This is a genomic window from Pseudomonas sp. RU47 (genome assembly GCF_004011755.1).
Classification (GTDB): domain Bacteria; phylum Pseudomonadota; class Gammaproteobacteria; order Pseudomonadales; family Pseudomonadaceae; genus Aquipseudomonas.
This window is the reverse complement of the sequence record NZ_CP022411.1, coordinates 6,384,369-6,403,939: the sequence shown is the minus strand read 5'-3', so window position 1 is coordinate 6,403,939 and position 19,571 is coordinate 6,384,369. Positions and strand designations below refer to the sequence as shown.

General features: G+C 60.6%; 18 protein-coding genes. 9 read left to right on the top strand and 9 right to left on the bottom strand.

Annotation, left to right across the window (positions count from 1 at the left end; genetic code table 11):
* Nucleotides 1-123 precede the first annotated feature (123 nt).
* The gene (locus tag CCX46_RS29410) at nt 124-1,353 is read left to right on the top strand and encodes an AlgP family protein (protein ID WP_127930195.1); all 1,230 of its coding nucleotides are present in this window, start codon (nt 124-126) and stop codon (nt 1,351-1,353) included.
* On the opposite strand, the gene CCX46_RS29405 is transcribed toward CCX46_RS29410, so the two are convergent.
* A complete protein-coding gene (locus CCX46_RS29405; RefSeq protein ID WP_127930194.1) occupies nt 1,350-1,811 on the bottom strand; it encodes a TIGR02444 family protein in 462 nt (153 codons plus the stop codon). The genes CCX46_RS29410 and CCX46_RS29405 overlap by 4 nt on opposite strands.
* Nucleotides 1,812-1,861: 50 nt before the next feature.
* Here CCX46_RS29405 and CCX46_RS29400 point away from each other — a divergent pair, with 50 nt between their 5' ends.
* The 3 genes from CCX46_RS29400 to CCX46_RS29390 all read left to right on the top strand — a co-directional run bounded on the left by CCX46_RS29400 (nt 1,862) and on the right by CCX46_RS29390 (nt 5,109).
* Entirely contained in the window at nt 1,862-3,772 is a 1,911-nt protein-coding gene (locus CCX46_RS29400; RefSeq protein WP_127930193.1) for an ATP-binding cassette domain-containing protein, read from the top strand.
* Nucleotides 3,772-4,353 carry a mechanosensitive ion channel family protein gene (locus CCX46_RS29395; protein WP_095119850.1) on the top strand — a complete coding sequence of 194 codons (582 nt, stop codon included), beginning with the start codon at nt 3,772-3,774 and terminating at the stop codon, nt 4,351-4,353. Before CCX46_RS29400 ends, CCX46_RS29395 begins: the two co-directional genes overlap by 1 nt.
* 123 nt (nt 4,354-4,476) lie before the next feature.
* Nucleotides 4,477-5,109 carry a LysE family transporter gene (locus CCX46_RS29390; protein ID WP_095049367.1) on the top strand — a complete coding sequence of 211 codons (633 nt, stop codon included), beginning with the start codon at nt 4,477-4,479 and terminating at the stop codon, nt 5,107-5,109.
* A gap of 114 nt (nt 5,110-5,223) precedes the next feature.
* On the opposite strand, the gene CCX46_RS29385 is transcribed toward CCX46_RS29390, so the two are convergent.
* The 5 genes from CCX46_RS29385 to CCX46_RS29365 form a co-directional block, all read right to left on the bottom strand.
* Nucleotides 5,224-5,967 carry a penicillin-binding protein activator LpoB gene (locus tag CCX46_RS29385; RefSeq protein WP_127930192.1) on the bottom strand — a complete coding sequence of 248 codons (744 nt, stop codon included), beginning with the start codon at nt 5,965-5,967 and terminating at the stop codon, nt 5,224-5,226.
* Nucleotides 5,968-5,970: 3 nt separating this feature from the next.
* Nucleotides 5,971-6,558, bottom strand: coding sequence for a penicillin-binding protein activator LpoB (gene lpoB / locus CCX46_RS29380; protein ID WP_016772610.1), 588 nt, complete (start codon nt 6,556-6,558; stop codon nt 5,971-5,973).
* A 36-nt stretch (nt 6,559-6,594) separates the two neighbouring features.
* The gene (locus CCX46_RS29375; RefSeq protein ID WP_127930191.1) at nt 6,595-6,969 is read right to left on the bottom strand and encodes a YcfL family protein; all 375 of its coding nucleotides are present in this window, start codon (nt 6,967-6,969) and stop codon (nt 6,595-6,597) included.
* Between the two features lie 15 nt (nt 6,970-6,984).
* A complete protein-coding gene (locus CCX46_RS29370; RefSeq protein ID WP_127930190.1) occupies nt 6,985-8,379 on the bottom strand; it encodes a COG3014 family protein in 1,395 nt (464 codons plus the stop codon).
* 207 nt (nt 8,380-8,586) lie between these two features.
* Nucleotides 8,587-9,987, bottom strand: a complete 1,401-nt coding sequence (locus CCX46_RS29365) for a COG3014 family protein (protein ID WP_127930189.1) — start codon at nt 9,985-9,987, stop codon at nt 8,587-8,589.
* Nucleotides 9,988-10,195: 208 nt separating this feature from the next.
* On the opposite strand from CCX46_RS29365, the gene CCX46_RS29360 reads away from it, so the two are divergent.
* Together CCX46_RS29360 and CCX46_RS29355 are read left to right on the top strand one after the other, a co-directional pair.
* Entirely contained in the window at nt 10,196-12,094 is a 1,899-nt protein-coding gene (locus CCX46_RS29360; protein WP_127930188.1) for an FTR1 family protein, read from the top strand.
* A 134-nt stretch (nt 12,095-12,228) separates the two neighbouring features.
* Nucleotides 12,229-12,684 (top strand): YaiI/YqxD family protein, encoded by a 456-nt coding sequence (locus CCX46_RS29355; RefSeq protein WP_127930187.1) that lies wholly within the window; start codon nt 12,229-12,231, stop codon nt 12,682-12,684.
* 52 nt (nt 12,685-12,736) lie between these two features.
* On the opposite strand, the gene elbB is transcribed toward CCX46_RS29355, so the two are convergent.
* The gene (gene elbB / locus CCX46_RS29350) at nt 12,737-13,405 is read right to left on the bottom strand and encodes an isoprenoid biosynthesis glyoxalase ElbB (RefSeq protein WP_016985900.1); all 669 of its coding nucleotides are present in this window, start codon (nt 13,403-13,405) and stop codon (nt 12,737-12,739) included.
* Between the two features lie 98 nt (nt 13,406-13,503).
* Between elbB and CCX46_RS31035 the strand changes: the two genes are divergently transcribed.
* The gene (locus CCX46_RS31035; RefSeq protein WP_263596559.1) at nt 13,504-13,629 is read left to right on the top strand and encodes a hypothetical protein; all 126 of its coding nucleotides are present in this window, start codon (nt 13,504-13,506) and stop codon (nt 13,627-13,629) included.
* A 66-nt stretch (nt 13,630-13,695) separates the two neighbouring features.
* Here the strand turns inward: CCX46_RS31035 and CCX46_RS29345 are convergent, their stop codons facing one another.
* Nucleotides 13,696-14,346, bottom strand: coding sequence for a DedA family protein (locus tag CCX46_RS29345; protein WP_127930186.1), 651 nt, complete (start codon nt 14,344-14,346; stop codon nt 13,696-13,698).
* A gap of 207 nt (nt 14,347-14,553) precedes the next feature.
* Between CCX46_RS29345 and hemB the strand changes: the two genes are divergently transcribed.
* Nucleotides 14,554-15,567 carry a porphobilinogen synthase gene (hemB, locus tag CCX46_RS29340; protein ID WP_127930185.1) on the top strand — a complete coding sequence of 338 codons (1,014 nt, stop codon included), beginning with the start codon at nt 14,554-14,556 and terminating at the stop codon, nt 15,565-15,567.
* 18 nt (nt 15,568-15,585) lie between these two features.
* A complete protein-coding gene (gene ppk1, locus CCX46_RS29335; RefSeq protein ID WP_127930184.1) occupies nt 15,586-17,811 on the top strand; it encodes a polyphosphate kinase 1 in 2,226 nt (741 codons plus the stop codon).
* Nucleotides 17,812-18,058: 247 nt separating this feature from the next.
* On the opposite strand, the gene ppx is transcribed toward ppk1, so the two are convergent.
* Nucleotides 18,059-19,561 carry an exopolyphosphatase gene (gene ppx, locus CCX46_RS29330; protein WP_016985904.1) on the bottom strand — a complete coding sequence of 501 codons (1,503 nt, stop codon included), beginning with the start codon at nt 19,559-19,561 and terminating at the stop codon, nt 18,059-18,061.
* Nucleotides 19,562-19,571: the final 10 nt, after the last annotated feature.

Genomic DNA, 19,571 nt, shown 5'->3' with positions numbered 1-19,571 from the left:
CCTTCACGCAGAACATTTTCGATTCGGTGCAACGCAACGCAATCGATACTGTCAAGATGCCCTAGCGGCGGTAACTGCAGAGGTCTAGTATGAGCCGCACTCACGTCAGCCAGGAGGTAAACCATGTCGGCCACCAAGAAGCCTGTAAATACTCCGTTGCACTTACTCCAACAACTCTCGGGCAGCTTGCTCGAGCATCTGGAAAACGCTTGCTCTCAAGCCTTGGCTGATGCTGAAAAACTGCTCGCCAAACTGGAAAAGCAACGCGGCAAGGCGCAAGAAAAACTGCACAAGTCCCGCACCAAATTGCAGGACGCAGCTGCCGCCGGCAAAGCCAAGGCACAGACCAAAGCCAAAGGCGCCGTGAAAGAACTGGAAGACCTGCTCGATGCCTTGAAGGATCGTCAGTCGGACACTCGCAGCTACATTCTGCAACTCAAGCGCGATGCTCAGGAAAGCCTGAAGCTGGCCCAGGGCGTGGGCCGCGTTCAAGAAGCCGTGGGTAAAGTGTTGTCCACCCGCGCCGCCAAACCGGCAGCGGCACCGGCGAAGAAAGCAGCTGCCAAACCTGCTGCTGCAAAAGCTCCAGCGAAAACCGCAGCGGCCAAGCCTGCTGCAAAAGCTGCTGCTAAAACCGCTGCCAAGCCAGCTGCAAAAGCACCGGTGAAAGCCGCTGCAAAACCAGCTGCCAAAGCGGCCGCAAAACCTGCAGCGAAGAAACCTGCTGCGGCGAGCGCTGCAAAACCAGCAGCTAAAACCACGGCGGCAAAACCTGCTGCGCGTACTGCCGCTGCCAAGCCGGCTACCCGTGCCGCCGCTGCTAAACCAGCCACCAAACCAGCTGCAGCAAAAGCTGCTCCAGCGAAAACCGCCGCTGCCAAACCGGCCGCTAAACCTGCTGCCAAAGCTGCCGCAAAACCTGTTGCTAAAACTGCTGCTGCAAAACCAGCTGCCAAGACTGCCGCTAAACCAGCTGCCGCCAAACCTGCTGCAAAAGCACCAGCTAAAGCTGCTGCCAAACCAGCCGTGAATGCCGCTGCCAAACCAGCAGTCAAGCCTGCCGCAAAACCAGCCGCTAAACCGGCCGCTGCTGCCAAACCAGCGACTGCTGCTAAGCCTGTTGCTGCAAAACCCGCCGCCAAGCCTGCCGCAAAACCAGCAGTTAAAAAGCCAGCCGCTGCCAAACCAGCCGCTGCCAAACCGGCCACCGCACCCGCCGCAAAACCTGCCGCACCGACAACTTCGGCTGCGCCAGCTGCACCGGCACCTGCCGCTACTACCTCGACCCCTTCGACTGCGCCAACGCCAGCCGCTGTGTCGAGCGTCAGCAACAACCCAACCAGCGCTTCCTAAGTGCCGGTAGCCGCGACGCGCAGCACTTGCAGCGCGTCGCGGTTCGGGTTGGCCGCTGTGCCGGCCAAACCTTCAAGCCAGGTCATTGAACCTGCGTCGTTTCGCGTCCACTCCTGCGCCACACCTTCAAGCCGTGACAGCAGCGCTCGCTCAGCTTCCAGCTCGAGTGATTTGATCTGCTCGCGCATGCCGTTCAACACCGCATCATCCAGCGCACGCGCTTTCCATTGCATGCGCAGTGTTCGCAGCGGCTGCACCACTTCGATATCCCACGGCTCGGTCAATGCCTGAAGCACGCCAATGCGGTGTTCATCGCAGGTCACCCCGCGTTGTTCCAGCCATAAACCGCAGAGCAGCAGGCACACGTTGGCGCCCGCCGTTTGCAGTTGCAGGCAGGCATCTTCCACACCCGCTCGGGCGTAGGTGGCAAGGGAAAAGCTCCACAGGTCAGAGGACATCGTGCTACTCGCGCCAGTTGTGAGCGAAGCTGGTAGACTCCGCCGCCATTATGATCCGACTTCAGAACCTGACTTTACAGCGTGGCCCGCAACGTCTGCTAGAAGACGCCGAGCTGACCCTGCACGCCGGCCACAAAGCCGGCCTCATCGGTGCCAACGGCGCCGGCAAATCCAGCCTGTTCGCCTTGATTCGGGGTGAGCTGCACCCGGATTCGGGTGACTGCTACTTGCCGGCCGACTGGCGCATCGCTCACATGCGCCAGGAGATCGAGACGCTCGAGCGGCTTGCCGTCGACTATGTGCTCGATGGCGACCTGCGTCTACGCGAGGTGCAACGTGACCTCGCCGCCGCCGAAGCGGCGCATGACGGTGCCGCTCAGGCTCGTCTGCACGCCGAACTCGACAGCGCCGACGGCTACACCGCCGATGCGCGAGCGCGCAAGCTGCTGGCCGGTCTGGGTTTCACCAACGAGCAGATGGATCGTCAGGTAGGCGATTTCTCCGGTGGCTGGCGGATGCGTCTGAATCTGGCGCAGGCATTGATGTGCCCATCGGACTTGTTGCTGCTCGACGAGCCGACCAACCACTTGGACCTCGACGCCATCATCTGGCTCGAAGAGTGGCTGAAAAGCTACCCGGGCACCTTGCTGCTGATTTCTCACGACCGCGATTTCCTCGATGAAGTCGTCGATCACGTCGCGCATGTCGATCAGCGCAAGATCACTTTGTATCGCGGCGGCTACACCGCATTCGAACGCGCCCGTGCCGAGCGTCTGGCCCAGCAGCAACAGGCCTACGAGAAGCAGCAGGCGCAACGTGCGCACATGGAAAGCTACATCGCCCGCTTCAAGGCGCAAGCGACCAAGGCCCGTCAGGCGCAGAGCCGGATCAAGGCACTGGAGCGGATGGAAGAGCTGTCGGCGGCCCACGTTGATTCGCCGTTCGATTTCGTCTTCCGCGAGTCGACCAAGATTTCCAGCCCGCTGATCGACCTGTCCGATGCGCGTTTGGGCTACGGCGACAAAACCATCCTGGAGAAGGTCAAGCTGCAACTGACCCCGGGTGCGCGGATCGGCCTGCTGGGTCCGAACGGCGCGGGTAAGTCGACGCTGATCAAGAACCTCGCCGGCGAGCTGTCACCGCTCGGCGGGCGCCTGACCCGTGGCGAGAACACCGTGGTCGGCTACTTCGCTCAGCATCAGCTCGATTCGCTGGATTCCAAGGCCAGCCCATTGCTGCACTTGCAGCGTCTGGCGCCGACCGAGCGTGAGCAGACCCTGCGCGATTTCCTCGGCGGTTTCGACTTCCGTGGTGCGCGCATCGATGAGCCGGTGCTGAATTTCTCCGGTGGTGAAAAGGCGCGTCTGGCCTTGGCGCTGATCGCCTGGGAGCGGCCGAACCTGTTGCTGCTCGACGAACCGACCAACCACCTCGATCTGGAAATGCGCCTGGCGCTGACCATGGCGCTGCAGGAATTCAGCGGCGCGGTGCTGGTGGTGTCTCACGATCGACACTTGCTCAAGAGCACCACCGACAACTTCTACCTGGTCGCTGACGGCAAGGTCGAAGAGTTCGATGGCGACCTCGAAGACTACGCCCGCTGGCTGGTGGAATACCGTCAGCGCAATGCCCCGGTCAGCAACACCCCGGTGAACCCGGACAAGACCGACAAGAAGGCCCAGCGTCAGGCGGCGGCTGCGTTGCGTCAGCAACTGGCCCCGCACAAGCGTGAAGCCGACAAGCTCGAAGCCGAACTGGGCAAGCTTCACGAGAAGCTCGCCAAGGTCGACGCCAGCCTTGGTGACAGCGACATCTACGAGCCGGCGCGCAAGAACGAATTGCGTGATCTGCTCGCCGAGCAGGCCAAGCTGAAGGTTCGTGAAGGCGAGCTGGAAGAGGCGTGGATGGAAGCCCTCGAGGTGCTGGAAAGCATGCAGGCGGAGCTGGAGGCGCTGTCCTGATGGAAGCGTTCAAGCTGCCGCTACCGGCGGTGTGGGTCGAGCCGGTCTGGTTCACGGTGCAGATTCTGCTGATCCTGCTGGCCGGTTACCTCACCCAGCGCTTCGTCGCCAAAGGCCTGACAAGATTGGGTGAGCGCTATCCGTTCCCGCCGCAGTTGCTGATGCCGCTGCGTGGTGTGCTGCGCTGGCTGATCATGGGCAGTGCACTGATCTTTGTGCTGGAACGTCTCGGTGTCTCGGCCACGGTGCTGTGGACGGCGCTGTCGGGTTTCGTCGCGGTGGCAGCGGTCGCGTTCTTTGCGATGTGGAGCGTGCTGTCGAACCTGCTCTGCGCGATTCTGATCTTCACGGTCGGGCCGTTTCGGTTGGGGGATATCGTCGAGCTGGTGGACACCACGGACAAGCCAGGCGTGAAGGGTCGAGTGGTGGCGATCAATCTGCTCTACACCACGTTGATCGAGGCTGAAGAGCTGGGGACTGGCAGCGCGATGGTGCAGGTGCCGAACAGCTTGTTCTTCCAGCGCTCGGTACGGCGTTGGCGTGGGACGGATGTGTTTCCGTCGAGCGGTTTCGAGAAGTAGATTCTGCGGCGTCTGTTCTGACGCCTTCGCGAGCACCTGCAACATTCAGCAAAAAATCGGTAGTCATCCATTCAAACCCGCATTAGCTTAGGCATTTGTCACGAGCATGAGTCGAGGTGTGCGATGGAGCTTCAAACATGGCTGGCGTTTTTTGCCGCCTGCTGGGTGATCAGTCTGTCCCCGGGTGCTGGCGCCATTGCGTCGATGTCCAGCGGTCTGCAATACGGTTTCTGGCGCGGTTACTGGAACGCCCTCGGCCTGCAGATTGGCCTGGCGGTACAAATCGCGATTGTCGGCGCCGGTGTCGGCGCGATCCTGACCGCTTCGGCCACGGCCTTCCACGCGATCAAGTGGTTCGGTGTGGCTTATCTTGTTTATCTGGCCATCAAGCAATGGCGCGCGCTGCCCATGGACATGAGCGATGACGCGGCGGTGCGGCCGATCGGCAAGCCGCTGGCGCTGGTGTTCCGCGGCTTTCTGGTGAACATCAGCAACCCCAAGGCTCTGGTCTTCATGCTGGCGGTGCTGCCGCAGTTCATCAATCCGCACGCGCCGCTGCTGATTCAGTACGTGGTGATCGGTGTGACGATGATCTTCGTCGACCTGATCGTAATGGCGGGCTACACCGGTCTGGCGTCGAAGGTCCTGCGTCTGTTGCGCACACCGCAGCAGCAAAAGCGCATGAACCGCACGTTTGCCGGGTTGTTCATCGGCGCGGCGGCGTTTATGGCAACGTTGCGCAAAGCGGCGGCATAAACATCGCGGGCACAAAAAAGGCGACCTTTGCCGGTCGCCTTTTTTGTGGCCAAGACGCAGAGCGTCCCGGGATGCATTCCCACGCGGAGCATGGGAATGATCAGGAGCCAGTCATCAGCGCAAGATCACCGGCGCGGTATCACGCGGCAGATTGTTGCGCTGCGGTGCTTCGCGCGGCTGCTCGTAACCGCTGCCACCGAGCTGCATGCTCAGTTGCCCGGCCACGTCTTCGCCCAAGGCCTTGGACACGTCACGCACCACTCGTGGGCGGTTCAGTGAGATCTTGATGTCGCGATGGTTCACCAGTTTGGTGTCCTGCGCTTCACCCATCGCCGTGAAGGCCGAGGTGATTTCGAAGGTCTTGGTGTTGATCAGGCTGAAGTCCGCCACCAACGTCAGGCCCAGCACCGCCGAATAGCTGTCGGTGTTCGCCAGCTCGTTGATGTCCTGAGTGAAGTCGATATCGGACACGGTGCCGAACAACACGTAGTCGGCGCCCTTGAAGTTACCGGCCTTGATGCGCTTGATCACATCAAAGACATCACCCTTGGACGACGCGGTGTACGGCGTGCCTTGCACCAGCTGGAACATACCGGTGCGCAGGATTTCACCCTTGATGTCGCCGGTGAATTTACGCAGCTCGGTCTGTTCGATGTAGCTGGTCGTTGCTTCAATCTCGTTGTAGCTCGAAGAGCCACTGGAGCTGTAGTAACCCTCGCGGTGATTGCTCTGGGCCGAAACGATGTGGATGTATTGCTCCACACGTTCCTGATAGGCCAGATCCGTCACCGCGACTTTCGGGGCCGCTTGCACGCTGAACGCGCAAGCCAGGGCCATCATGCCAATCCATGCGCGCATCAATTAACGCTCCGTGGTTTTGCGGATCTCTTTTTCGTCCATCCACTCGGCCAGACCGCTTTCAACGTCGATCAGTTGCAGGCTGAATTTGTAGAAGACGTCCTTGTAGTCGCTGCTGCGCTTGACGATCGAGCTGATCGAGCCTTCGATGCGGTACTTGGCGGCAACCATGTTGCCGGTCTTGGCCACGGTGCTCTTCTTGTACAGGCCGCTCTGGTTTTGCAGCTTGAGCTGATCAACCTGGCTTTGCATGGCGTTATTGTCGCTGGCGAAACGCGCAACACCGGTCTTCATCAGCTGAGTCTTGATGCTGGTGGTGATTTCGCGGGTGTCGATGTACTCGCTGGTCTTGTTCTTCACGTCGTAGACCTGAACCACCGGACGACCCTGCAGAATGCCGGACTGGGCCAGCGAGCGGGTCATCGATTCGGCGATCATTTGCAGGTCGGTCGAACCGAATTCGTTGGTTACGGTTTCAACCGCTTTGGTGTCGCCGTAGCTGATGTTCTTGCTGCCCAGGGTCGGCGAAGTGTTGGCGCAACCGGAGGCCAGCAGGGCGATAACGGCGATGCAGGAAAAGCGTGCAAACATGGGAGTGCTCTCTAAAACAGGAATTGGGTGACAGGCTTACGGCGTCTTGATTTCCAGACGGAAGTCCATGGCTTTCGGGGTCGGGGCAATTCCCTGAATGAAGCTGGTCTGGGCGCCGTACATCATTTGGCTTTTCCACACTTCTTCTTCGGCAATCGGGAAACCTTCCGCGCCGAGCCAGGCGAAGCGGTAGTAGAAAATCTTGTTGCTGTTGAGGGTGTTGCTCAACTGCACATTGACCGTCATGAAGCCGTTTTCGCGGGCGACGCGCATGGCGCCGACGACGATGTGTTTCTGCGGACCCATGGCCACGACTTTGCTCGCGGCGCTGCCCGGCTCTGGCGGTGGCGGGGTGGCGCAGCCGCTCGCCAGCAAGGCGAGGGCGGCGACGGCGATGAGTTTGAAGCGCATGCAAAGACTCCGTTCTTAAGGTTGTTTGAGGCTGGCGACGTTGGTCGCGCCGGCGCTCGGGATGACGTGTGCGGCGAGGCCACCGGCGAACACCTGGTTGCCCACGGCGCGCAGGGTGATCACCTGATAACGCTGATCGACGGTGACCTTGACCAGCGAACCGCCGACGGCGCTCGGCAGACTGACCTGGTGCTCACCCTTTTTCAGACGCAGACGTACCACTTGGGTGTTGTCCGGCAGGGTGCGCCATGTACGGGTATCGGCACCTTCGAGCACAGCTGAAGAGATACCCACGGCGAGACCGGCCAGCGGGTTGGTTTCATTGATCTGCTTTTGCGCCACGCCTTTGGTGATCGCCCGCACGGTGGTGCGCAGAATGATCCCCGGCATGTCGTCACGCAGGGCGCGGCGGGACATGGCAGTGGTGCTGTTGAGCGCGGTCAGATCGACTTGCTGACCATCAACGCCGATCTGCGCGAACGTCGCGGTGGAAGTGTCAGGCTTGATGATCGGGAACGACAGCGGCGTGATCACCACGTTGTTGGAGATCGGCAATGGCAACGGTACGCGGATCGAATCGCGGGCCGGCGCCAGACCGCTTTGCACCACGATCAGGATGTCGCTGTCGTCGGACTTGTTCGGCTTGTCGAGATTAACCAGCGCCTGCTCCAGCAGCGGCGTGTTCGGGCGCAGCTCGGCGGCCTTGCGATAGCCCGGTGCAGCCAGGCCTTTTTCGCCCAAAGCTTCGTAGACGAAACCGGACAGGTAATGGCTGAACGCACTCTGGTAGCTGTTCTTCAGACCGACTACTTCCGGTGCGTCGAGGCTGGCGACCGGATAACCCTGCAAGTCTTTGTACTGAGTCTTGATGCCTTCTTTCTCGGCCTCTTCCTCGCTCTTGAGGTATTCCTTGTCGCGCAGTTCGGCGATCACTGCCTCACGTTCGTGAGTCTTCTTGATGGCGGTGCGCGCGCCGTCGAAATCGTTGATCGCCAGCAGGTTCAGGGCCATCTGCGTGGTCAGCATGACTTTTTCGTAGTCATAGCCTTCGTAGCGACGCACTTTGTCGTTGACCAGGAAACTGCCGAATTGAGCCAGGTACTTGTCGGTGTCGAGTTTGACCGAGTCTTCCCACTTGCCCACCACTTGATCGGCGCTGGTCCAGGCATTCTGGCTGCCGGACAGGTCGCCCTTGGCGCGCAGCAACTCACCTTTCTCGAAGTAATAAAGCAGGTCTTTGTCCGGGCCGGTGTTGTTCTTTTCCAGCAGGGTCAGTGCGGCGTCGACGTTGCCGGAGGCCAGTTGCTGATTGGTCTGGGCCAGTTCGGAGTCGTAGTTGCGAAACGCCGAACAGCCGGACAGCAGAGTGACGGCGCTGAGCGCGATCAGAGTGGGGGCGCGGAATGCCATGGGGGTACTTCTTCCCTGGAGTAATACAGCCGCGGATGCTGGTCGGGCTGGTGTGACCCATCGACAGTGGCGCTGGCCTCCTGCCAATTCCTCATAACCAGAGGAGCTTTAATGCCGTTTCGCGATAGCGAGGGCGCGGCATTATAAGCGGGTGGTGATGGCTATGTAATAGCTTTTTAATCGCACTTGTTAGTTTGGTGCCATTACTTATTTCAGGTTGGATACCACGCTCTTTGCCGGCGCCACATCCGACTGGAATGCGCTGCCATTGGCAAACACCCGATCACCCAAGGCACGCAGGCCGATGACCTGGCGGTTCTGGTCGATGCGGATCTTCAGTGGCGCAACCCCGGGCGCGTTGGGCAGGCTGATCAGGTGGTCACCTTTTTTCAAACGCAGGCGCACAACCTGAGTAAGGTTAGGCAGGGTGCGCCAGGTGCGGGTGTCGGCCTGCTCGAAACCGTCCCAGTGAGTGACGTAGGAGGCTTTGCTCGGATCGCGTCGATTGTCCGTGGCCTGAACATCGGCCGCCAGAAATGCCCGATAGGTTGTGCGCTGGATAATGCCCGGCATGTCGTCACGCAGGGTGCGCAAAGACATGTCGGTAATGCTGTTGACCGCGATCAGCTTTTTCTGTCGACCATCAATAGCCACTTGATTGAACGCCGGGGTTGAGGTGTCAGGGATCATCACGGGAAACGAAACATTGGCAACGATGACTTGCCCGTCCGCGAGCTTCACCGGGTAGGGCACGCGCACGGAACTGCGGGCCGGCGCCAGGCCGCTCTGCACGATGATCAGCACATCGCTTTCGTCTGCCTTCAGTCCAGGGCTGTCGAGGTCGCGCAAGGCCTGTTGGAAAAACGCCATGTCCGGGCGCAGCTCGATCGCCTGACGATAGCCGGGCGCTGCCAGGTCTTTCTCGCCGAGTGCTTCGTAGGTGAACCCGGCGAGATAGTGACTGAACGCGCTTTGGTAGCCGTTTTTCAAGGCAGTGACGGCGGGTGATTCCAGCATGACCACCGGGTAGCCTTGCAGATCCTTGTAATGGACGCGGGCGCCGCTGGCCTTCGCTGCTTCCTCGACACGCTCGTATTCCAGTTCCCGCTGCCGGGCGATAAGCGCTTCGCGCTCGTGGGTTTTCTTGATGTCGGCGCGAGCACCGTCAAAGTCATTCATGGCCAGTTGGTTGAGGGCCATTTGCGTGGTCAGCATGACTTTTTCGTAGTCGTAGCCATCGTAGCGGCGCAGCTTGTCATTGATGATGCTGCCCCAGTGATTGCCCATGGCGGCGAGCAGTTTGTCGCCCGTGGTTTCAATGGTGTCCTGGCGCTGTATGACCATTTGCTCGGCGCTGCGCCAGGCAACCTGGCTCTGCGGGAACTCACCGCCAGCGCTCAGCACCGCACCCTTCTCGAAGTAATAGAGCAAATCCTTCTCTTCATCCGGGTTGTGCGCCTCGATCAAGGCCAGTGAGGCGTCGATATTGCCGGCCTTGAGCTGTTGCGTGGTTTGTTGCAGTTCCATGTCGTAATCACGGTAAGCGGCGCAACCACTGAGTTGCACAAGGGTGGCGATCAGCAGGGACGGCAACAAACAGTGGCGCATTAGCGGGTTCTTCCTTGAACGGAGAGGGCGAAATGATGGCGCATTATACGGGCGCTTTGCAGCTGCCGGGGTGCCATGGATGACGCTTCAAAGCCGATCAATCAGCTCGCTGCACGCAGCGGCGTTGCGCTGAATGCCGACAAAGCTTGAGGGAAATGCGTTCGAAGTGAACAATATGTAACTTCGCATTTCCATTTGAGAATTCTTCATGACTGCCTCGTCCCGTTTCCTGGCCTGGCTGGTGTTCCCGTTGTTTGCCCTGAGCAGCTTCAATCTGCTGGCCGATACCGTGGAAGGCGCGCCGCAAGCGCTGCACCTGCTCGATTACATCAGCGCGGATTACCCGCCGACGGTAGCGGCGGGCAAGGTTGTCGATGACTCCGAATACCGCGAGCAACTGGAGTTCACACGGGCGCTGCAAGGCTTGATCTCCGGTATGCCGGCCAAGCCTGAAAAAGCTCCGTTGGAGCAAGGTGTCAGCGCATTGAAGGCAGCGATCACCGCGAAACAGGATGGCGCTGAAGTGGCCCGTCAGGCGCGGCAGTTGGGCGCGCAACTGGCGGTGGCGTATGAAGTCAGTCAGGCACCGATCATCACCCCGGACCCAAGCCGTGGTGCGCCGCTCTATGCGCAGAATTGCTCGGTGTGCCACGGTGACAGCGGCGCCGGTGACGGCCCGGCGGGGCTCGGCATGAGCCCGGCGCCAGCCAATCTGCGTGATGCGGCGCGGTTGGATCACCTGAGCCTGTATGCGATCTACAACACCCTCGGCCAAGGCGTCGAAGGTACCGACATGCCGGCGTTTGCCGATCAGCTTGACGATCGGCAGCGCTGGGATCTGGCGACTTACATCGCCGGCTTCAGCGCCGATCCGGCGGCGGCCAAGTCTGAGAAGACCTACAACATTGCCGATCTGGCTCGCCAGACCCCGGCCGAAGTACAGGCTGCCGAAGGCCCACAAGCGGCGGCGACGTTCCGTGCGCAGCGCGCGCAGCCGCCGCAGGTCAAGCGTGGCCCGGCGCAGTTGCTCGACTACACCGCCGCAACGCTGGACAAGAGTCTTGCCGCGTACCGCGCCGGTGAACACGATCAGGCTTACGACCTGTCGGTCGCGGCCTATCTGGAAGGCTTCGAGCTGGTCGAGAGTTCGCTGGATAACGTCGACGCCAACGTGCGCAAGGACACTGAAAAATCGTTGATGGCGTATCGGCAATCGTTGCAGGACGGTTTGCCGGTCGAGCAGGCCGAGCAGCGTCTGGAGGCGGCCAAGGCCAAGTTGAAAGAGTCTGCCGGCCTGCTTGGCAGCGATGGTCTGAGCTGGTCCCTGAGCTACATCTCCGGTTTACTGATTCTGCTGCGCGAAGGTCTGGAAGCGATTCTGGTGCTGGCGGCGATCCTCGCCTTCCTGCGCAACACCGGTCAGCAATCGGCGGTGCGCAGCGTCAACGTCGGTTGGGGCCTGGCGCTGCTGGCCGGCCTCGGCACCTGGGCGCTGGCGGCGTATGTGATCGATGTCAGCGGTTCTCAGCGTGAGTTGCTTGAGGGCGCGACGGCGCTGTTCGCCAGTGTCATGGTCTTGTGGCTCGGCGTGTGGATGCATGACCGTCGCCACGCAGCGGCCTGGCAGGATTACATCAAGAGCAGTCTGGTCGGCGGTGGCGGGCGTTTCGGCTTCGCGATTCTGGCGTTCTTCTCGGTTTATCGTGAGTTGTTCGAAGTGATCCTGTTCTATGAAACCCTGTGGTTGCAGGCCGGCCCGGCCGGGCATGACGCGGTGCTCGCGGGTGGTGCAACCGCACTGGTGCTGTTGGTGGGTCTGGCGTGGGTGATCCTGCGCGGTTCGGCGAAACTGCCGCTGACGCTGTTCTTCAGCATCAACGCGGCGCTGCTGTGTGCGCTGTCGGTGGTGTTTGCCGGGCATGGCGTGAAGGCGTTGCAGGAAGCCGGGATCTTCGGCACGCGGCCGGTGGCGTTCTTTGAATTCGATTGGCTGGGGATTCATGCCGATGCCTATTCGTTGACGGCGCAGGCGGTGGCGATTCTGGCGATTGTGGTGTTGTACGGGCGCAGTTGGATGGCGGAGAAGCGACGGGTTTCGGCTGCTTGATTGAGTGCTCCCTTAAAAGATCGCAGCCTTCGGCAGCTCCTACAGGGGCGTAGCATGTCGCAATATTGCGGCGCGACGCGCACTCTGTAGGAGTTGCCGAAGGCTGCGATCTTTTGCTTTTAGAGGTAAAGAAAATGCGTGTATGGATCGATGCCGACGCCTGTCCACGGGCGGCGAAGGATCTGGTGGTGAAGTTCGCCCTCAAGCGTCAGTACGAAGTGGTGCTGGTGGCCGGGCAGCCGCAGATCAAGCCGGGGCTGGCCATCGTCAAGCTGATCGTGGTGCCGAGCGGCCCGGATGCGGCGGACGATTATCTGGTTGAGCACGCGGTGCCGGGTGAACTGGTGATCTGCAGCGATATTCCATTGGCTGATCGCTTGGTGAAAAAGGGCGTCGCGGCGCTGGATCCGCGCGGCAAAGAGTTTGATGCGCAGAACATGGGCGAGCGCCTGGCCGTGCGCAACCTGTTCACCGATCTGCGCGAGCAAGGCCAGATGAGCGGCGGGCCCGCACCGTTTGGCGATCGCGAGAAGCAGGCGTTTGCCAATGCGCTGGACCGGATCCTCACACGCCTGACCCGCAAACCCTGAGTCTTATGATGATCGTTCCAACGCTCCGCGTGGGAACGATCATACGGGGGGATCAGGCGTCGTTTTCGTGGGTCAGTTCGAGCACGCGATCGACCAGTTTGTTGATCCCCGACGCCGCTTCACTGATGTTCTGCGCCAGCATGTAAGCCGGGGTTGTCACCAGTTTGCGCGCCTTGTCTTCGATGATTTCCGTCACCGCGCAGTCTTCGTGGGTGGCGCCCATCTTGTTCATTGCCGTGGCCGTGTCGGCGTCGTTGCCGATGGTACAAGTCACGCCTGGGCCATAGATCTTCGCCGCCAGCGCCGGGGAAATGCACATGAGGCCAACGGGTTTGCCGGCTTCGGCGAACGCCTCGGCCAAGGCCAGCACCTCAGGCTGCACAGTGCAGCCTGCGCCTTCAACGGCAAAGTTCGAAAGGTTCTTCGCCGCACCAAACCCACCCGGCACGATCAGCGCATCGAAGTCGTCGACGTCGGCTTCGCGGATGTCCTTGATGTTGCCACGTGCAATGCGCGCCGATTCCACCAGGACGTTGCGCGACTCGGGCATTTCTTCGCCGGTCAGGTGATTGATCACATGCAATTGCGCGATGTTCGGGGCGAAGCACTGCACCTGCGCGCCGCGTTGGTCGAGGCGCAGCAGGGTGATGACACTTTCATGGATCTCGGCGCCGTCGTACACGCCACTGCCGGACAGGATCACTGCAACTTTTTTGCTCATGGGTTTCTCTCCAGATTCATGGCGCTAAATGTCCACTAAATTGTCGCGCGTTGCCATAGGCTGAAGTGGTGGCTGCACCTGCATGGAACGCTTTCTACATGGATCGCAACAACGGCGGGGTGTTCATTAATTGCGGTTGCCTGCTGCGTAACAAGCGGGAGATTTCCGGCGTGAGAACGCCGCTGGCGAACTTGAATGCGCCAGAGCAGCGAGGACAAAAGTGACGTATCTGACTGAAAGCGTCGGCCAGCCCGCTCAGTGCCGGCGGGCTGTAGCCAGTCGCCAGCGAGTTACTCGGCTGGCGTCTTCGGTTCGGCAGGTTTGGACGCTTCGGCTTGATTCAGCAGTGCCGCTTTCGCGGCTTGCTCGTCGGCGTAAACCTGCTTGGCCAATCGCGCATTCTTGAAGCGGCGGCGCAGCCACAGACCAACGCCGAGCACCAGCAACGCGCCCAATACCCATAGCTCGTACTTCTTGATGCTGCCGAGGATGCCTTCCAGCACCGCACCGAAGTGGTAAGCCGCAGCGGCCAGCGCCGTCGCCCAGATCGCAGCGCCAATGCCGTTAAGCAGCAGATAACGTCCCGGCGGATAACCCGACAGGCCGATCGCCACCGGCATCACCGTGCGCAAGCCATAAACGAAACGGAAGCTCAGCACCCAGATGTCCGGATGCTTGCGAATATGCTCCAGCGCGCGATCGCCCATCATCTGCCAGCGCGGTTTGCGCGCGAGTAACTTGCGCCCGTGCTTGCGGCCGAGGAAGTACCACAGCTGATCGCCGGCATAGCTGCCGAAGAACGCCACGACCACCACCATATTGATGTCCATGTATCCACGGAACGCGAGGAAGCCCGCGAGAACCAGAATGGTTTCGCCTTCGAAAAACGTGCCGAGGAACAAGGCAAAGTAGCCAAAGTCATGCAGAAATTGTTGGAGCATTGTCTGGGTGCTGGCGAAATGAACGCGCAGCCTAACCCTTCGGACACATTCATGAAAGTGTCCAAATGTGTCTCGACGTGAACAATTCCTACACTGAGAATGGAATGCGGCTACATGTCACGGGCCTCACACAACTGTCATCTGTTCGTCATAATGGCCGTCTATAACTGTCACGCTCGCCCGTTTGCGCGGGCTCAGGAGTCCGCCGTGAGCTTTACCCCAGCCAACCGTCTGTTCCCTGCCACGCGCCTGCGCCGCAATCGTCGTGATGATTTTTCGCGTCGGCTGGTGCGGGAAAATGTGCTGACGGTCGATGACCTGATCCTGCCGGTGTTCGTGCTCGACGGTGAAAATCGCCGCGAAGCCGTGGCCTCGATGCCCGGGGTAGAGCGGCTGACGATCGATCTGCTGCTCGAAGAAGCGGGCAAATGGGTCGAGCTGGGGATTCCGGCGCTGGCGCTGTTCCCGGTCACCCCTCCTGAACTGAAATCCCTCGACGCCGCTGAAGCCTGGAACCCCGAAGGCATCGCCCAGCGCGCCACCCGCGCGCTGCGTGAGCGTTTCCCGGAACTGGGTGTCATTACCGACGTCGCGCTTGACCCGTTCACCACCCACGGCCAGGACGGCATACTCGATGAAGCGGGCTACGTGCAGAACGACATCACTGTCGACGCACTGGTCCGTCAGGCCTTGTCCCATGCCGAAGCCGGCGCTCAGGTTGTCGCGCCGTCGGACATGATGGACGGTCGCATTCAGGCGATTCGCGAAGCGCTGGAAATCGCCGGTCACGTCAACGTGCGGATCATGGCCTACTCGGCCAAGTACGCCAGCGCCTATTACGGCCCGTTCCGTGATGCGGTCGGTTCGGCGTCGAACCTCGGCAAGGCCAACAAAGCCTCTTATCAGATGGATCCGGCCAACAGCGACGAAGCGCTGCACGAAGTGGGTGCGGACTTGTCTGAAGGCGCGGACATGGTCATGGTCAAACCGGGCATGCCCTACCTGGACATTCTTTTCCGGGTAAAAGATGCCTTCAAAGTGCCGACCTTCGTCTACCAGGTTAGCGGCGAATACGCCATGCACATGGCGGCGATCCAGAATGGCTGGTTGAGCGAGGCGGTGATTCTCGAATCACTGACCGCCTTTAAACGTGCCGGCGCTGATGGCATCCTGACTTACTTTGCTGTCCGCGCCGCTCAATTGTTACGAGAGCAGAAATAGCCCTCCCAGGAACATTCAATGAATACCGAAGGACTCACGGAAGTTGCAGTAAAAGAAGCTCAACCGGTGGTCGAGCAAATCACCGAGACCCCGCCGGAACTGGAGCCTGCGCCACCCGCGCCGGTGGCCGAACCTGCGGCGGCGGTGCCGGCGATTACCATTCCGGGCCTGGATGACAGCAGCCTGTACATCCACCGCGAGCTCTCGCAACTGCAATTCAATATCCGCGTGCTGGAACAGGCGCTGGACGAGTCCTATCCGTTGCTGGAACGCTTGAAGTTCCTGCTGATCTTCTCCAGCAACCTCGATGAATTCTTTGAAATCCGCGTCGCCGGCCTGAAGAAACAGATCACCTTCGCCCGTGAACAGGCCGGTGCCGATGGTCTGCAGCCGCATCAAGCGCTGGCACGGATCAGCGAGCTGGTCCACGGTCATGTTGACCGTCAGTACGCGATCCTCAATGACATTCTGTTGCCGGAGCTGGAAAAGCATCAGGTGCGCTTCATCCGTCGCCGCAACTGGACGGTCAAGATCAAAACCTGGGTGCGCCGCTATTTCCGCGACGAGATCGCACCGATCATCACCCCGATCGGCCTCGACCCGACGCACCCGTTCCCGTTGCTGGTGAACAAGAGCCTGAACTTCATCGTCGAGCTGGAAGGTATCGACGCCTTCGGTCGCGATTCCGGTCTGGCGATCATCCCGGCGCCGCGCTTGCTGCCACGGATCATCAAGGTGCCGGAAGAAGTCGGCGGCCCCGGCGACAACTATGTATTCCTCTCGTCGATGATCCACGCCCACGCCGATGACCTGTTCCAGGGCATGAAGGTAAAGGGCTGCTACCAGTTCCGTCTGACCCGAAACGCCGACCTGGCGCTCGACTCCGAAGACGTCGAAGACCTGGCCCGCGCCCTGCGTGGCGAGTTGTTCTCGCGTCGTTACGGTGATGCGGTGCGTCTGGAAGTCGCTGACACTTGCCCGAAACACCTCTCGGATTACCTGCTCAAGCAGTTCAACCTGAGCGAGAGCGAGCTGTATCAGGTCAACGGCCCGGTCAACCTGACGCGGCTGTTCAGCATCACCGGTCTGGACAGCCATCCGGAGCTGCAATACACGCCGTTCACCCCGCAGATCCCGAAACTGCTGCAGAACAGCGAAAACATTTTCAGCGTGGTCAGCAAGCAGGACATTCTGCTGCTGCACCCGTTCGAGTCATTCACCCCGGTGGTCGACCTGCTGCGTCAGGCGGCGAAAGACCCGCACGTTCTCGCTGTGCGCCAGACGCTGTACCGTTCCGGCGCCAACTCCGAGATCGTTGATGCGCTGGTCGATGCCGCGCGTAACGGCAAGGAGGTGACGGCGGTCATCGAATTGCGTGCGCGCTTTGACGAAGAATCCAACCTGCAACTGGCCAGCCGTCTGCAAGCGGCCGGTGCGGTGGTGATTTACGGTGTGGTTGGCTTCAAGACCCACGCCAAGATGATGCTGATCCTGCGTCGCGAAGCCGGCGAAATCGTCCGCTACGCGCACCTCGGCACCGGTAACTACCACGCCGGCAACGCCAAGCTGTACACCGACTACAGCCTGCTGACCTCCGACGACGCTTTGTGCGAAGACGTCGGCAAACTGTTCAGCCAGCTGATCGGCATGGGTAAAACCCTGCGCATGAAGAAGCTGCTGCATGCGCCGTTTACCCTGAAGAAGGGCATGCTCGACATGATTGCCCGCGAGACCCAGTTCGCTGTTGAAGGCAAGCCGGCGCACATCATTGCCAAGTTCAACTCGCTGACCGATCCGAAGATCATTCGCGCGCTGTACAAGGCCAGCCAGTCCGGTGTGCGTATCGACCTGGTGGTGCGCGGCATGTGCTGTCTGCGTCCGGGGATTGCCGGGGTATCGCACAATATCCATGTGCGCTCGATCATCGGCCGCTTCCTTGAGCACACCCGGGTGTTCTACTTCCTCAATGGCGGCGACGAGCAGATGTTCCTCTCCAGCGCCGACTGGATGGAGCGCAACCTCGACAAGCGCGTCGAGACCTGCTTCCCGGTCGAAGGCAAAAAACTGCTGACTCGCGTGAAGAAAGAGCTGGAGCTGTACCTGACCGACAATACCCACAGCTGGAGCTTGCAGTCGGATGGTCGTTACATCCGCAACACGCCGACCGGCAACCAGAACCCGCGCAGTGCGCAGGCGACGTTGCTGGAGCGGTTGGGCAGCCCGATCTTGCCGGTGAGCAGCTAAAGCCTTGAAGGTCAAAAGCCCCTCACCCTAGCCCTCTCCCGGAGGGAGAGGGGACTGACCGAGGTGTCTTACGCTATGCTCCGACCTGAGAAATCGAGTCGAACTCAGGATTTGAAAAGCCCCCAAATCGGCTCCCTCTCCCTCGGGAGAGGGCTGGGGTGAGGGGAAGGTTCACCTCCGCTCTCAAGTCGAACCCTATAAAAAAGGCGATCCAGAAGGATCGCCTTTTTTGCACCGGAGATTCAACTCAGTGAACGGTGAGGACGATGCCCACCCGCGTCAGCCAATCCGCCTCAAGCCCGAAATCCGCCTGAGTCAGCTGATTCTCATCCAGCCAGTTCTCCGGGAATTCCACATCCAGGGTGTTGCCCTTGGCGTGCAGCACCACCTGCGGCATCGCTTGGGTGCCACGAATATGGTGGAACAGGATCGCAAAGCGCAGCAATACGCACAGGCGAATCAGCTTGTCGCCGTCGTCGCCAAAATCGGCAAACTTGTCCTTGGGAATGTTGCGGCGGTGGCCGCGCACCAATAGCGCGAGCATCTGTTGGTCTTCGCGGGAGAAGCCGGCAAGGTCCGAGTGCTCGATCAGGTAGGCGCCGTGCTTGTGGTAGTGATAGTGCGCGATATCGAGGCCGACTTCGTGCACTTTCGCTGCCCAACCGAGGAGTTCGCGCCAGATGCCGTCATCCAGTTCCCAGTCCACCGCCACCTGATCAAACGCGTGCAAAGCTTTGCGTTCCACACGCGCCGCCTGCTCCAGATCGACGTGATAGCGCTCCATCAGCGAAGTTAACGTACGTTCGCGCACGTCTTCATGATGATGGCGGCCGAGCAGGTCGTAGAGCACGCCTTCACGCAGCGCGCCGTCGCAGTGATCCATGCGTTGCAGTTCGAGGGCGTCGAAAATCGCTTCGAGAATCGCCAGGCCCGCCGGGAAAATGGTCCGGCGATCCGGTTTGATGCCTTCAAAGTCGATCTTGTCGACGTCGCCGAGCTTGAACAGCCGACGCTTCAACCAGGCCAGACCTTCGGCATTCACTTCGCCAGTGCCATGGCCGCCGGCCTTCAGCGCCAGGCCGATGGCGCGGATGGTGCCCGAGGAGCCGATGGCTTCATCCCAGGTCAGGCGGTGCAGGGCGTGTTCGATGCTCATGATCTCCAGCCGCGCCGCGGTGTACGCCTGGGCGTAGCGGGCCGGGGTGATCTTGCCGTCCTTGAAGTAGCGCTGGGTGAAGCTGACGCAGCCCATCTGCAGGCTTTCGCGCAGCAGCGGCTCAAAGCGCTGGCCGATGATGAACTCGGTGCTGCCGCCGCCGATGTCGGCAACCAGGCGTTTGCCCGGGGTGTCGGCGAGGGTGTGCGACACGCCCAGATAGATCAGGCGCGCTTCTTCACGACCGGAGATGACTTCCACCGGGTGGCCGAGGATTTCTTCGGCGCGGTGGATGAATTCGAGGCGGTTGCGCGCTTCACGCAAAGCGTTGGTGCCAACGATGCGCACGGCGCCGAGCGGCATACCGTTGATCAGTTGGGCAAAGCGCTTGAGGCAATCGAGGCCGCGCTGCATCGATTCTTCGTTGAGCTTGCGCTCATCGTCGATGCCCGCGGCCAGTTGAACCTTCTCGCCAAGGCGCTCGAGAATGCGGATTTCGCCGTTCTGGGCCTTGGCCACGACCATGTGAAAGCTGTTCGAGCCCAGGTCGATTGCGGCGATCAGGGACAGATTCTTGGCTTGGGATTGCGGCATGGTCAGGGGG